At 42.9% G+C, this 15,059-nt stretch carries 12 protein-coding genes; 4 read left to right on the top strand and 8 right to left on the bottom strand.

Annotated features, from left to right (window positions below; all coding sequences use genetic code 11):
• Positions 1-17 precede the first annotated feature (17 nt).
• The 4 genes from rseP (at position 18) to AAFQ93_RS02815 (ending at position 6,050) form a co-directional block, all read left to right on the top strand.
• On the top strand, positions 18-1,274 hold the full coding sequence (gene rseP, locus AAFQ93_RS02800) for an RIP metalloprotease RseP (RefSeq protein ID WP_375555521.1): 1,257 nt from the start codon (positions 18-20) through the stop codon (positions 1,272-1,274).
• Positions 1,275-1,291: 17 nt separating this feature from the next.
• The gene (locus AAFQ93_RS02805) at positions 1,292-3,145 is read left to right on the top strand and encodes a proline--tRNA ligase (protein ID WP_375555522.1); all 1,854 of its coding nucleotides are present in this window, start codon (positions 1,292-1,294) and stop codon (positions 3,143-3,145) included.
• Between the two features lie 214 nt (positions 3,146-3,359).
• Entirely contained in the window at positions 3,360-4,739 is a 1,380-nt protein-coding gene (locus AAFQ93_RS02810; protein ID WP_375555523.1) for a glycoside hydrolase family 1 protein, read from the top strand.
• Positions 4,740-4,997: 258 nt separating this feature from the next.
• Positions 4,998-6,050 carry an LLM class flavin-dependent oxidoreductase gene (locus AAFQ93_RS02815; RefSeq protein ID WP_375555525.1) on the top strand — a complete coding sequence of 351 codons (1,053 nt, stop codon included), beginning with the start codon at positions 4,998-5,000 and terminating at the stop codon, positions 6,048-6,050.
• A gap of 174 nt (positions 6,051-6,224) precedes the next feature.
• Here the strand turns inward: AAFQ93_RS02815 and AAFQ93_RS02820 are convergent, their stop codons facing one another.
• From AAFQ93_RS02820 to AAFQ93_RS02855, 8 genes are all read right to left on the bottom strand, one after another.
• Positions 6,225-6,899 carry a rhomboid family intramembrane serine protease gene (locus tag AAFQ93_RS02820; RefSeq protein WP_375555527.1) on the bottom strand — a complete coding sequence of 225 codons (675 nt, stop codon included), beginning with the start codon at positions 6,897-6,899 and terminating at the stop codon, positions 6,225-6,227.
• Positions 6,883-7,422 carry a 5-formyltetrahydrofolate cyclo-ligase gene (locus tag AAFQ93_RS02825; protein ID WP_375555528.1) on the bottom strand — a complete coding sequence of 180 codons (540 nt, stop codon included), beginning with the start codon at positions 7,420-7,422 and terminating at the stop codon, positions 6,883-6,885. Before AAFQ93_RS02825 ends, AAFQ93_RS02820 begins: the two co-directional genes overlap by 17 nt.
• Before the next feature lie 3 nt (positions 7,423-7,425).
• Complete coding sequence (locus tag AAFQ93_RS02830) at positions 7,426-8,556, bottom strand: N-acetyldiaminopimelate deacetylase (protein ID WP_375555529.1); 1,131 nt, start codon at positions 8,554-8,556, stop codon at positions 7,426-7,428.
• Between the two features lie 61 nt (positions 8,557-8,617).
• Positions 8,618-9,316 carry a 2,3,4,5-tetrahydropyridine-2,6-dicarboxylate N-acetyltransferase gene (gene dapD / locus AAFQ93_RS02835; protein WP_045762757.1) on the bottom strand — a complete coding sequence of 233 codons (699 nt, stop codon included), beginning with the start codon at positions 9,314-9,316 and terminating at the stop codon, positions 8,618-8,620.
• A 63-nt stretch (positions 9,317-9,379) separates the two neighbouring features.
• On the bottom strand, positions 9,380-10,312 hold the full coding sequence (locus AAFQ93_RS02840; protein ID WP_375555530.1) for a DMT family transporter: 933 nt from the start codon (positions 10,310-10,312) through the stop codon (positions 9,380-9,382).
• A gap of 83 nt (positions 10,313-10,395) precedes the next feature.
• Positions 10,396-12,924 (bottom strand): penicillin-binding protein PBP1B, encoded by a 2,529-nt coding sequence (gene pbp1b, locus AAFQ93_RS02845; protein WP_375555531.1) that lies wholly within the window; start codon positions 12,922-12,924, stop codon positions 10,396-10,398.
• 149 nt (positions 12,925-13,073) lie between these two features.
• Entirely contained in the window at positions 13,074-13,973 is a 900-nt protein-coding gene (galU, locus tag AAFQ93_RS02850) for a UTP--glucose-1-phosphate uridylyltransferase GalU (protein ID WP_375555532.1), read from the bottom strand.
• 21 nt (positions 13,974-13,994) lie between these two features.
• Entirely contained in the window at positions 13,995-15,011 is a 1,017-nt protein-coding gene (locus AAFQ93_RS02855; protein WP_375555533.1) for an NAD(P)H-dependent glycerol-3-phosphate dehydrogenase, read from the bottom strand.
• Between the last annotated feature and the right edge of the window lie 48 nt (positions 15,012-15,059).

Consider the following 15,059-nt stretch of genomic DNA (forward strand, 5'->3'; position numbering starts at 1 on the left):
AGGTAAATAGAAATTAAATGATAGGATTACTAACATTTATCCTAGTTTTCGGGATTATCGTGGTAGTTCACGAGTTCGGGCATTTTTACTTTGCTAAGAAGTCCGGGATTTTGGTTCGTGAGTTTGCCATTGGTATGGGTCCCAAAATCTTTGCCCATATCGGAAAAGATGGGACTGCTTATACTATTCGTCTCCTGCCACTGGGTGGTTACGTTCGTATGGCAGGCTGGGGTGAAGATACGACAGAGATTAAGACTGGAACCCCTGCAAGTCTAACATTGGCAGGAGATGGTAAGGTCAAGCGTATCAATCTCTCTGGGAAAAAGGTTGACCAGACTGCTTTACCCATGCAGGTCACTCAGTTTGATTTTGAGGATAAACTCTTTATTAGAGGCTTGGTCTTGGAAGAGGAAAAGACTTTCTCAGTAGACCATGATGCGACCATTGTGGAAGCTGATGGAACGGAAGTTCGTATCGCTCCATTAGACGTCCAATATCAAAATGCGACTGTCTGGGGGAAATTGATTACCAACTTTGCTGGTCCTATGAATAACTTTATCCTAGGAGTTATCGTCTTCTGGATCTTGATTTTCATGCAAGGTGGCGTTCGTGATGCGCAAACGAACAATTTCAGCATTATTCCAGATAGCGCTTTGGCTAAGGTTGGAGTTGAAAATACGGCCCAAATCACTAAGGTCGGAAGTTATGAGATTTCAAACTGGTCAGATCTGATCCAGGCGGTTGATGCAGAAACCAAGGACAAAACAGCGCCCGTTTTGGATGTGACAGTCTCTGAAAATGGAACTGAAAAACAAGTGAGTGTGACACCTGAAGAAAGCCAAGGACGCTATATCTTGGGTGTTCAGCCGAGACTCAAATCAGATATCTGGTCTATGTTTATGGGCGGATTTACAACTGCAGCTGATTCAGCCTTGCGAATTCTCAATGCTTTGAAAAGCTTGATCTTTCAACCAGATTTGAATAAGCTGGGCGGTCCTGTTGCTATCTTTAAGGCAAGTAGCGATGCTGCCAAGAATGGACTGGAAAATGTCTTGTACTTCTTGGCTATGATTTCCATCAATATCGGGATTTTCAATCTGATTCCAATCCCTGCGCTCGACGGTGGAAAAATCGTGCTTAACATCATTGAAGCTATTCGCCGCAAACCACTAAAACAAGAAATTGAAACCTATGTCACTCTGGTTGGAGTTGTCATTATGGTCGTCTTGATGCTCGCCGTGACATGGAACGACATCATGCGTACCTTCTTTTAAGAAATAGAGGAGTCATTATGAAACAAAGTAAAATGCTTATCCCAACGCTTCGCGAAATGCCAAGCGATGCTCAAGTTATCAGTCACGCCCTTATGTTGCGTGCTGGTTATGTTCGTCAAGTATCAGCAGGTGTTTACTCATACCTACCACTTGCTAACCGTGTTATCGAAAAAGCCAAGAAGATCATGCGTCAAGAGTTTGACAAGATTGGTGCTGTTGAGATGTTGGCTCCAGCCCTTCTCAGTGCTGACCTTTGGCGTGAATCTGGTCGTTATGAAACTTACGGTGAGGACTTGTACAAATTGAAAAACCGTGAGAAGTCAGACTTTATCTTGGGGCCAACTCACGAAGAAACCTTCACAGCGATTGTCCGTGATTCTGTCAAGTCTTACAAGCAATTGCCACTGAACTTGTACCAAATCCAGCCTAAGTACCGTGATGAAAAACGTCCGCGTAATGGACTTCTTCGTACGCGTGAATTCATCATGAAAGATGGTTATAGCTTCCATGCTAACTATGATAGCTTGGATGTAACTTATGATGAGTACAAGGCAGCCTATGAGCGTATCTTCACTCGTAGTGGTTTGGACTTCAAAGCAATCATCGGTGACGGTGGAGCCATGGGTGGTAAGGATAGCCAAGAGTTTATGGCCATCACACCTGCTCGTACAGACCTTGACCGTTGGGTTGTTTTAGACAAGTCTGTTGCATCATTTGACGAAATTCCTGATCAAGTGCAAGAAGAAATCAAGGCAGAATTGCTCAAATGGATGGTTTCTGGTGAGGATACCATTGCCTACTCAAGCGAGTCAAGCTATGCGGCTAACTTGGAAATGGCAACCAACGAGTACAAACCAAGCAATCGTGTTGTGACTGAAGATGAAGTGGCTCGCGTGGAAACACCAGGTGTCAAATCGATTGATGAAGTGGCTGCTTTCTTGAATGTCTCTGAAGAACAAACAATCAAGACCTTGGTTTATATTGCAGATGAGGAGCCAGTTGTTGCCCTACTCGTTGGCAATGACCAACTCAACGAAGTGAAATTGAAAAACTACCTTGGAGCAGATTTCTTGGAACCTGCAACTGAGGCAGAAGTGAAAGAATTGTTGGGAGCGGACTTTGGTTCCCTTGGCCCAGTAGATCTTCCAGAAAATGTTAAAATCATCGCAGACCGCAAGGTACAAGATAGTCGCAATGCTGTTGTTGGTGCCAATGAAGATGGTTACCACTTGACTGGTGTCAACCCAGGTCGTGACTTCATTGCCGAGTATGTGGATATCCGTGAAGTTCGTGAAGGTGAAATTTCTCCAGACGGACAAGGTATTCTTAACTTTGCGCGTGGTATCGAAATCGGTCACATCTTTAAACTGGGAACTCGTTACTCAGCAAGTATGGGTGCAGATGTCTTGGATGAAAATGGTCGTGCTGTGCCAATCATCATGGGATGCTACGGTATCGGTGTTAGTCGTCTCCTTTCAGCGGTTATGGAGCAACACGCTCGCCTCTTTGTTAACAAAACACCTAAAGGGGAATATCGTTACGCTTGGGGTATCAATTTCCCTAAAGAATTGGCACCATTTGATGTGCACTTGATTCCGGTCAATGTTAAGGACGAAGCAAGTCTTGAATTGACTAATCGTATCGAAGAAGCCTTAGTCAATAAAGGCTATGAAGTCTTGACAGATGACCGTAACGAACGTGTCGGAGTTAAATTCAGCGATAGCGACTTGATTGGTCTTCCAATTCGTATCACTGTTGGTAAGAAAGCAGCTGACGGTATCGTAGAAGTGAAGATCAAGGCGACAGGAGATACAATCGAAGTTCACGCAGATAACTTGCTTGAAACCCTTGAAATCTTAACCAACAAATAAAATCTATAATCAGAAGAAAAACAAGACAAAAATGTAACTAGTTTTTGCCTTGTTTTTTCTGTATAATGAGAGAAAGTAAGACTCAATGAAAATCAAAGAGCAAACTAGGAAACTAGCCGCAGGCTGTACTTGAGTACGGCAAGGCGACGTTGACGCGGTTTGAATTTGATTTTCGAAGAGTATAAACATTAAAAGAGTAAAAAGAGGTAGTACTATGCTAAAATTTCCAAAGGATTTTGTCTGGGGTTCCTCAACTTCTGGACCACAGACAGAAGGACGAGTGCCTGGTGATGGCAAGGGAGATAATCTCTGGGATTATTGGTACCAAGTAGAGCCAAACCGTTACTACAATGGTATTGGACCAGACAAAACGTCGACCTTCTATGAAAACTGGGAAAAGGATATCGAACTCTTGTTAGAAACTGGCCACACAGCCTTTCGAACTTCTATCCAGTGGTCTCGTATTTTCCCACAGGGCCGTGGAGAAGTCAACCCTCAAGGGGTGGCTTTCTACCGTCAGGTATTTGAAGCCATCAAGGCCAAGGGTATTCGCCTTTTAGTCAATCTTTATCACTTTGACCTGCCTTTTGCCCTTCAAGAAGATGGGGATGGTTGGGAAAATAAAGCAACTATTAAGGCTTATGAAGACTATGCTCGTTTCTGTTTTGAGACCTACGGTGACCTTGTGGATCAATGGATTACCTTCAATGAGCCTATCGTTCCTGTAGAGTTTGGCTATTTTTATGATGCCCATTATCCACATAAGGTGGATGCCAAAGCAGCGGTTAAGGTTGCCTATCATACACAACTGGCGAGCACTCTTGCAGTTAAGGCTTGTCATGAAGTCTTGCCAGGCTCTAAGATTGGGATTGTCCTCAACTTGACACCAGCATATCCACGTAGCCAACATCCTGCAGACGTGAAAGCTGCTTGCATTGCTGACCTCTTCCAGGCACAATCTTTCCTAGATCCGTCTGTTTTAGGAGCTTATCCAGAAGAGTTAGTGGAAATTTTGTCTGAGCATGACTTGTTACCAGAATACACAGCCGAAGAGTTGGAACTCATTCGCGATCATACGGTTGACTTCCTAGGAGTCAACTACTACCAACCTTTGCGTGTTATGGCGCCGCGTTTTGCTAAGCATCCTGATAGCCCACTCTTGCCTGAGCATTTCTATGAGCCTTATGTCATGCCTGGTCGTAAGATCAATCCGCACCGTGGTTGGGAAATCTACGAGCAAGGGATTTATGACATTGCCCAAAACATCAAGGAAAACTACGGTAATATTGAGTGGATGTTGACAGAAAATGGGATGGGTGTTGAAGGTGAAGACAAATTCCGTGAAAATGGCATGATTCAGGATGACTACCGTATTGACTTTGTCAAAGGTCACCTTCGTGAACTCCATCGCGCTATTGAAGACGGTGCTAACTGTAAAGGATACTTGATCTGGACCTTTATCGATTGCTGGTCATGGCTCAATAGTTACAAAAATCGCTATGGTTTGGTCGAGCTTGACCTTGAAACGCAAGAACGCCGTCTGAAAAAATCAGGCCACTGGTTCAAAAAACTCAGTGACAATAATGGATTTTAAGAATAAGAAGAGTGAGATGATTTTCATCTCATTTTTCTTATAGAATCATCACCAAGCTCTCACCATCACAGAAGAGAATGTTGCAAGGGATATAGATGGTATCGTCTTTACAACGATTTACCCTCACCTCTCACCGCCACACAAGGAACTAAAAATGTCTACTTAATCAAGGCCATTTCTAATGAGCAAATTCGTTGCAACTATAACTGACTAGTGATAAAATACCCAGATAACTAATAATAAAACGAGGAAATCAGTATGGTAGAACTAGGAATTTCAACATTTGGTGAAACAACAGCCTTAGAGGGGACTGGACAAGTTTACAGTCATGATGAACGAATCCGTCAGTTGGTGGCAGAAATTGAGCTGGCTGATAAGGTTGGATTGGAGGTGTATGGCATTGGGGAGCATCATCGGGAGGACTTTGCGGTATCAGCGCCAGAGATTGTCCTTGCAGCTGGTGCGGTGAATACCAAGAAGATTCGTTTGACCAGTGCTGTCAGTATCCTCTCAAGTATGGATCCCATCCGTTTGTTCCAACAATATGCGACCATCGACGCCCTTTCAAACGGTCGTGCAGAGATTATGGCTGGGCGTGGTTCATTCACCGAGTCCTTTCCACTGTTTGGATATGACTTGAAAGACTATGAAGCCCTCTTTGATGAAAAATTGGACCTGCTCCAGCTAGCAAATGAAAACACCAAGGTGAACTGGCGTGGAGAATTGACCCAAAGTATTGCTGGAAAAGAAGTTTATCCTCGTCCTGTTCAGGACAAATTGCCATTGTGGGTGGCGACAGGTGGTCATGTAGAGTCAACAGTCAAGATTGCTCGTGCTGGTTTGCCGATTGTCTATGCGATTATCGGTGGCAATCCTCACTATTTTAAAAAGTTGATTCAGGCTTATCGTGAGATTGGAAGTGAATCTGGTCATGCTGACAAAGACTTGAAAGTGGGAGCACATTCTTGGGGATGGATTGCTGAAGATGGCGAGCAGGCAGTGAAAGATTATTTCCATCCGACCAAGCAAGTGGTAGATGCGATTTCCAAAGACCGACCACACTGGCAGGAATTGCGTTATGAGCAATATCTTGAGCAGGTGGGCCCAAATGGCGCTATGTTTGTGGGAAATCCAGATCAGATAGCAGAAAAGTTGATTCGTATGATTGAGGATTTAGACTTGAATCGCTTTATGTTGCACCTACCACTTGGTTCTATGCCGCATGATCAAGTTCTCAAAGCCATTGAACTCTTTGGAACGCAAGTGGCACCAAAAGTGCGTGCTTACTTTGCCATGAAAGAAGGGTTATAAAAAAATTCAATCAAATTGATAAAAAATCTATATACCCGTCTGATCTTTAAAAAACTAGAAATAAAAGAAACTCTGGAAAGCTAATAAAAACAAGCTTTTCAGAGTTTCTTTTATATATGAGATTAGTGAATTAATCTTTGTTGAAAATAAAGATACTCCCTATATGAGACTATCTTAGGACAAGCCCACAAAAAGCAACAAGGCTGACAAAGCAATAAAGGCTAGGGTTGCTAGACCACGTTGGCCTGGGCTGTATATCTTTCGTTCTCCTCGAACTGGGAAGACGATAGCTAGTAATGCGCCACCGACAGCTCCACCTACGTGTCCAGCAAAGCTGATTCCTGGCATTAAAACGCTACCTACTAGGTTGATGACCAAGAGGGAGAGGTAAGATTGACCGAGCTGTTGGAGATAGGGATTGCGTGAAGCATAACGAAGAACGACAATAGAGGCGAACATCCCGTAGAGGGCAGTTGAAGCACCAGCAGTAATGGTATCGGGACTAAAAACGAGGACAAAGAGATTTCCCATCATACCTGATAGAAGGTAGATAAAGAAAAACTGTTTAGAGCCAAAGATTTGTTCCATCTGACGTCCCAAGAAGTAAAGGGATAGCATATTGACTAAAAAGTGCTCCAAGCCAATGTGGACAAAGGTTGCTGAGAATAGGCGCCAGATTTGTTCAGGCATGGCCTTGATTGCTGGGGGATAAACAGCTCCGAATTTATACAAGGTAGCTGCGCTTGTGTAATTGAAACCACTGGTTAGAAACATGAGTATAAAAACCAGGGTGGTCACGAGAAGAAAGAAGCTCGTAACAGGATAACGACGATTAAAAATTTCTTTCATAGATGAGTACCTCCTCAACGGGAATATCGTGTGGATCAGGATGGAAATCCTGAATCTGACAAGGATAAAGTGTACTAATGGTGTGACCTAGGAAATGCTCTAAGTAGCGATCATAATAACCACCACCGTAGCCAATCCGATAAGCAGAAGGATTGAAAGCCAAACCAGGAACATGAATCAGGTCAATCTGAGAGGGTTCAAGGATTGTGAAGTCTCCTTGAGGTTCAAGAAGTCCAAAAGAATTTCTTTCGAGTTTCTCTGGTTCATAGAGCACAAAGTCCATTTTCCCTTGTGGATAGGTTTTGGGAATGAGGAGTGTCTTCCCATCTTTTTGAGCTTGTTCGATCAGTCTAGCTGTCTGAAATTCATGAGGAAAAGACAGGTAAGTGGCGATGGTTTTTGCTTCCTTATATAAGGGATGTAGAAGTAGTTGCTCAGTCAACCAAGTGTCCATGACTTCCTTTTCTTCGGCTGATAGAGATTTGAGTTCTTGCAAGACCTGCTTGCGTAAGTTTTTTTTCATCGTTTACTCCGCAGCTTTCTTGGCTAAGAAGCTTGATACAGCTTCGACACCGATAGCTAGAGCTTCTTCTTTAGGGCTCATCTTTGGATGGTGAAGGGCGTAGGGACTATCAATACCTAGCCAGAACATGACACCAGGAACCTTAGAGAGAAGATAACCAAAGTCTTCCCCTGTCATAGCAGGTTCAATATCGATAAGTTCAATCCCTTCTTTTTCATCAAAGAAGGTCATCAATTCTCTGGCTAACTCAGGGTTATTTTCGACTGGCAAATAACCTCCCTGCTTGAGTTCGATCTCTACATCCATATCAAAGGCAGCTGCCACACCTTCAGCAATAGCTTTGACACGTTTTTGAACCAAGAGGCTCATGCTGTGTGTAAGAGCTCGAATGGTTCCATGCAAGAAGGCTGTATCAGCGATAACATTATTGGTTGTACCAGCTTGAAAAACACCGAAAGTGACAACAGCTCCCTCGATAGGATCGACATTACGGCTGACGACTGACTGGACTTGGGTCACAAAATAGCTAGCTGCAACCAGAGCGTCGTCGGCTTCATGTGGAAAGGCAGCGTGTCCGCCTTTACCCTTAAAGCGAATCTTGACCTCGCATGTTCCAGCAAAGAGTGTATGGGTATTGGTCGCAATCTGTCCAACTTTTAGGTCTGGACGAACATGGAGTCCATAGAATTGGTCAGGTAACCAGTCGCCAAAAGCACTATCTTCATACATGAGCATGCCACCTGCTTCATTTTCTTCTGCAGGTTGGAAGAGAAAGAGGAGATTGTTTTTGGGTTGTTTTTCTAATGCACGTTCGAGACTTCCTAGGGCAATGGTCATGTGAAAATCGTGTCCACAAGCATGCATGCGGTCTGGGTGCTGAGAGGCAAAAGGAAGGCCTGTTTGTTCAACGATTGGGAGTCCGTCGATGTCTGTCCGCCAGCCAATGGTACGTTCTGGCTGACTTCCCTGCAAGTAAACTAAAATACCTGTTCGCCAAGTACGAATCTGAACAAAATCCTTACCAGCCGTTAATGTTTCAATGACATTGAGTAAATAAGCGTGAGTCTTGAATTCTTCTAAACCAATCTCGGGAATTTGGTGAAGATCGCGTCGAGTTTGAATCAAATCTAACATAGTTAATTTCCTTCTATTGATACGATAAAGAGGCTGGAAATATTTCAGCCTCTGTTACTAATTACAAGGTGCGAAGCGCATCCTCTAGCGCTGTTTTTTGTTGGGTTTGGCTATCGATTTCCTTGATAACACGAGCTGGGACCCCAGCCACCACAACATTTTCTGGAACATCTTGAGTGACGATAGCGCCTGCTGCAACAACAGAACCGCTACCAATTTGAACACCTTCGATAACCACAGCGTTAGCACCGATGAGAACATTATCACCGACACGGACAGGCTCTGCACTAGCTGGTTCGATAACACCTGCAAGAACAGCTCCCGCACCCACGTGACTATTTTTACCAACAATAGCACGTCCACCTAGAATAGCACCCATGTCAATCATAGTGCCAGCACCGATTTCAGCACCAATATTGATCACAGCTCCCATCATGATAACAGCGTTGTCGCCAATCTCAACCTGGTCACGGATGATAGCCCCTGGTTCGATACGAGCATTGATGTCGCGTTTATCAAGGAGAGGTACAGCTGAGTTGCGAGCGTCTTGCTCAACAACATAATCTTTATTTTCTGTTAGTCCTTCAAGAAGTGGAGCAATATCCTTCCAGTCTCCAAAGAGAACATTCCCAAGCTTGATAACAGAGGCAGGGATAGCTCCGGCAAGTTGTCCTTCAAAGGTCACTTTTACACTTGTTTTTTTCTCAGCATTTGCGATAAATTGGATAATTTCTTGTGCATTCATTTTTGTAGCAGTCATAGGTGTCTCCTCACTCTTTGTAATGCTTACTATTCTACCAAAAAAGGCTTCAATTTTGAAGCCTTAAGTGTTAAAAGAAGATTCTTTCATTTTGTTTTTTGATTCTTCAATGGATAGAAAAATCATTGGGATGATAATCAAAATCATAGCCAGTAGCAGATACTCATCCAAGACTAAACCTAGAAAGAGAACGCTTAGAATAGCAGATGATAAAGGTTCGCTTGCACTGACGACTGACACCACCAATGGTGATACGAGCGATACAGCCTTCATCGATAGGAAGAAAGCAAAGGCTGTTCCCAAAAAGGCAATAGTCAAACAAATACAGATACTGATGGCATCAACCTGGAAGCTAATCTTATAAACAGGGTAGAGAAAATTACTAAAAATCCCCGCAATAATCATCCCCCAGCCAACAGTAGGCACAAAACCGTATTTTTTAGCAAAGCGTTGGGGTAAGATGACATTGAACATGACACCTAGTGCACTGAGAAGTCCTGTCAGTAAAGCAAGTGGTGTAATAGATAATTTGGATAGATCTCCTTTGGTAGCCATCAAAAAGACCCCAACCATAGCGACCAAGACATAAAAAATAGCACTTTTAGAAGCTTTTTTCTTGTAGATGATGCGATTGAAAAAGAGGATAAAGACAGGACTGATAAATTGTAGGATGGTTGCAGTTGTAGCGTTGGAGTACTCCACACAGAGATAGAAGAAATACTGAACGGAGAAGATCCCTAAGATAGCATAGGCCAGAAAAAGAAGGTAATTGTTTCGATTTCTCCAGATCTCGAAAAGCTGGAACCGGAGTTTTATACTAGATAAGACGATTACGAAACTACCAGCGACGAGTAGACGCATAGAAGTAATCCACCCTGAAGATACTTGATAATGTGAAAAAAAGTACTCTCCTAAAATTCCGCAGATCCCCCAGATCAAGCCAGATAGGAGAGAATAAATGGTTCCCTTAAAAATATTCTTTTGATAGTTATTCATGCTGCTATTGTACCATGAAAGGAAGAAAGAAAAAAGAGAGTGGAGAAAAATCATTTCTTTCCCACTCTCAATGATTGTGCTAGTTAGCGCCGTTGATTGCTACTTCTGTTATTGGAACTAGAGCTACTATTATTGTTCCCGTTACTATTAGAAGTATTATTACGATTATTACTATTATTATTGTTGTTATTGTTACTGCTATTGTTTGATGAGGAAGAAGATACTTTTGGCAGACTTCCTAAAATGGTGTTCCAAGCATTTTGGTAGTCAGAATCGCTTCCACCAATAGCGAATTTATAAGTGGTAGTCGGCGCGCCAGCTTGGTTAGCCCAGTAGCTAGTCACCGTTTCTCCGCTTAGATTAATTTCTTTCCCATTGATAGTCACCTTTCCTGGCTTTTGACCAGTTGATTTGAGGACTTGTGATGAAGTGACACTTGAATCGAGTTTGAAACGTTCTGAACCCCAAGCAGAAGGAGATGCTTGCTGGATGGCATTTACCAGATGAGCCATGTATTTTGCATTGCGGTAGTATGCTCCCTGGGCTAGAGAACTGTTGTCGTCATGTCCAACCCAGCCTCCAAGGGTTAATCTTGGAGTAGAGACCATTAGCCACATATCCCCTTCTTCATTGGTTGTACCAGTTTTTCCGATCCAGTCAGCACCTGCTAGACTGGAATTGATAGAAGTCAGATCCGTTTGGAAGCTTGTAGTGACTCGAGATGAAAGCACATCTCTTAGCAAACTCTGCATAATGGTTGCAGTAGCTTTAGAGTAAACTTGGATGGGTTTAGCCTGATGTTCATAGAGAACCTCACCACTCGTTTTCTCAATTTTTGAGATCATGTATTTCTTATGATAGGTACCATTGTTAGCTAGCGTTTGGTAGCCATTGGTGTGCTGGGCTACAGTAACTTCAATTCCTCCTCCCATTGGAAGACTTTCAATGCCATATTCTGGGATTTCATAGCCCATTTTTTCCATATAAGAACGGACGTCAACCCCTTTTTCACGGAGCATTCTGTAGGTACAGTAGGCTGGGATGTTCCAAGAATAGTTCAGAGCTTCTTTAAGGTCTATCATGGCTGTTCCAGGACTGTTGACATGCATGATCGGAGTTCCGTTAGAGAAGTTTGTTGGATAGTTTGAGAGGATGCTAGCACTTCCCATAAGCCCTTGGTCGATAGCAATACCGTAGGCCAAGAGTGGCTTGGTAGTGGAGGCAGGGGAACGTTTGGTATCAAAGGCGTGATTGTTTTGATTGGTCTGATAATCTCGTCCACCTACAAACCCTAAAATCGCACCAGTTTGATTGTCCATCAAGACATTCCCGACTTCAGGTTGACCCGAGCTATCATTTAGAAGGTATCCGTAGTTTGTTACGGCATTTTGCATAGCAGTATGAATCGTTTTATCGATGGTAGTTGTAATACGGTAACCACCGTTTTGAATTTCTTTTTCAGCCAATTCTTGATAAGATTTTCGGATAGATTCGTTCTGTAGTTCTTGGTCAGAAACATTGTCCTTTTGCACCAGATAATCATACATAATCTTGGTAGCCTCATCGAGTGCAGTGAAGTAGAGGAAGCCTTTAGAGGTAACGCTAGCATTTTCTGATGGCAAGAAATCTTGCTTAATGTCATAAGCCTTGTAGGTTTCATAGTCTTCCTGGCTGAGGACTCCTGTTCGATACATATTGTAGAGTACATCTTTTGAGCGCTTAATACCGAGTTTAATATCTTCTTCGCTTTTCATCTCACCAGTAGATTCATAAGGTGAGTAGGAAATAGGGCTTTGTGGTAAACCTGCTAGGAAAGCCGCTTGAGGAATGGTTAGTTTGCTTGCATCCACCCCAAAAATCCCTTTGGCAGCTTGTTGAGCACCTGCGATATTTTGACCTTTATTGTTACGACCAAAAGGAGCAACATTGAGATAGGTTGTTAGGATTTCGTCCTTGCTCATGGCTCTTTCTAAGGCCAAGGCATCCACGATTTCACTGGCTTTACGAGCAAGTGTAGGAGCATCACCAACCACTTGTTGTTTGATGAGCTGTTGTGTTAGGGTAGATCCTCCACTGGAAGAACCAAGTCCGATGAATTTTCCTAGACTGGCGCGAATAACCGCTTTAGGAACAACACCGTTGTGCTCTGCAAAGTGTTCATCCTCGGTTGCAACGATAGCTTGCTTGAGATTATCTGAAATGGCATCTGATGACACAGATGTGCGAAGTAGATCGCTTTCAATAGCGCTAATCATGGAACCATCTGCATAGCGAATTTCAGAGATGGATGAAATATTATTGACCTGCTTGATCAAATCCTCCGTTTGAGGGACACTAACTTGATCAAAGAGAGAAACAGCATAACCCAAGGCAACCCCTGTTCCAAGGAGACCGCCAATAAAAGCTAGGATGAAAAGTGTGTTAAAAGTTGCCTTTATACCAAGTAAGATATTGGTCAATAGAGTCCAGATATCGAATGGTGTTTGAGTTTTCTTTTTCTGCTTAGAGTTTTTTCCACTCTTTTTCTTTGCATTCATTTTAGAAGCTGTTAATTTTAGAGACCGAAGTAAGGCCAGTCCTTTTTGTTTTATCCTTGTTACATGTTTGTTCATAGAATTCCTCACTCTTTATTATTATACCATAAAAGCATCTCTTGCAAGAAATTAGGCTTAGAACAGGGCTTTGGATAGGGATTGGAGTTCGAAATTTAGACATTGAAAAAAGCCAGATTTAAGCTAAATCTGACTATTTGACAAATTGTTTATTTTTCTCCTGAAAGTTCTTTTCCAAGATCAATCAAGTAGTCCTTCAAGTGGTCTTTGACTTGTGGATGTTTAAGAGCGTATTCGATGGAAGTTTTCATAAACCCAAACTTGTTGCCAACATCGTAACGAGAACCTTTAAACTCGCGAGCAAATACACGTTGAGTTTTGTTGAGTGTATCGATAGCATCTGTTAGCTGGATTTCATTTCCCGCACCAGGTTTTTGACTTTCGAGGATGCCGAAAATCTCTGGTGTGAGGAGATAACGACCGATGATAGCTAAATCACTTGGTGCATCTTCAGGAGCTGGTTTTTCAACGAAGGTTTCAACACTGTACAGACCGTCCTTTCCTTCACCTTGAGGAGCGATGACACCGTATGAAGAAACTTCATCATGCGGTACAGGCATCACGGCGATAGTAGAAGCATGAGTTTCCTCATAATCGTTCATGAGTTGCTTGGTCAGTGGAACAGCCTTGTCATCTGTGATATCCATGAGGTCATCTCCAAGCATAACCACAAAAGGTTCATTCCCAACGAATGCTTTGGCTTGTAAAACGGCATCTCCAAGTCCACGTGGGTGTGTTTGACGGATGAAGTGAAGTCGCATGCCAGTTGTTTCGTCAACTAGTTTCAAAAGGTCGGTTTTTCCTTTTTCCTTGAGATTGTATTCCAACTCAAAGTTTGAGTCAAAGTGATCTTCGATAGAGCGTTTTGACTTTCCTGTTACCACAAGAATGTCCTCAATTCCAGACTTAAGAGCTTCTTCGACGATGAACTGGATGGTTGGTTTATCCACGATTGGCAACATTTCTTTGGCCAAAGCTTTAGTTGCAGGTAGGAAACGAGTTCCAAGTCCCGCAGCAGGGATAACGGCTTTTCTAACTTTTTGCTTCATGAGCTTCCTTTCTAACGGTGACTAAGACCACTCGTTCTCTGCCTTGAACTCATTGCTCATGAGTTCAGAAACGGCATCCTTAATATTAACATTTTCATAAATAACTTGGTAGATGGCTTGAGTAATAGGCATATAAACTCCGAGTTCTTGCGCCAATTCGTAAGCAGCTTTGGTTGTTGAAATACCTTCAATGACCATTCCCATATTTGCTTCGATATCTGCCAAGGCTTCACCGCGACCAAGAGCATCTCCAGCACGCCAGTTACGTGAGTGGACAGAAGTTCCTGTAACGATTAAATCCCCAACTCCAGAAAGACCACTGTATGTTAATGGATTTGCTCCAAGTTTAACCCCCAGACGAGTAATTTCTGCCAGACCACGCGTGATAATAGCAGCTTTTGCATTATCCCCGAATCCAAGTCCATGAAGGGCACCTGCACCAACGGCAATGATATTTTTAAGAGCACCAGCTGTTTCCACTCCGATCACATCTGTATTGGTATAAAGGCGGAAGTAGTGGTTGCTAAAGAGTTTTTGAACATATTGAGCAGTCTGTAAATCTTTAGAAGCAGCTGTAATCAAGGTAATATCACGTACAATCGTTTCTTCTGCATGGCTAGGACCAGATACAACCACAATCTCACTACGCAATTCTTCAGGGATTTCTTCTTCTAGAATGGTTGAAAGGCGTTTGTGGCTATTGGGTTCGAGGCCTTTTGAAGCATGCATGATGACGACTTTATGATCCAAAACAGCAGCCACTTGTTGAGTTACCAATCTGGTCACCTTGGTTGGCACCACAAACAAGACAGCATCAACACCCTTCAAGGCTTCTGCCAAATCATGATAGGCAACAATTTTTTCGTCTAATACAGTATCCTTAAAATAGCGTTTGTTAGTATGTTGTGTATTGATTTCGTCAATTTGATCAGGAATATTTCCCCAGATACGCACTTGGTGTCCGTTGTCATTTAGAACTTGTGACAGCGCAGTACCCCAAGAACCAGGCCCTAAAACAGCGATGGTTTGTTTGTTCATATTTTCCTCCTTCTGAGAAAGCACTTTCCTATATTCTACCATAAAAAG

Origin of the sequence: Streptococcus nidrosiense (genome assembly GCF_042140045.1) — a bacterium.
In the GTDB taxonomy this organism is placed as follows: domain Bacteria; phylum Bacillota; class Bacilli; order Lactobacillales; family Streptococcaceae; genus Streptococcus; species Streptococcus nidrosiense.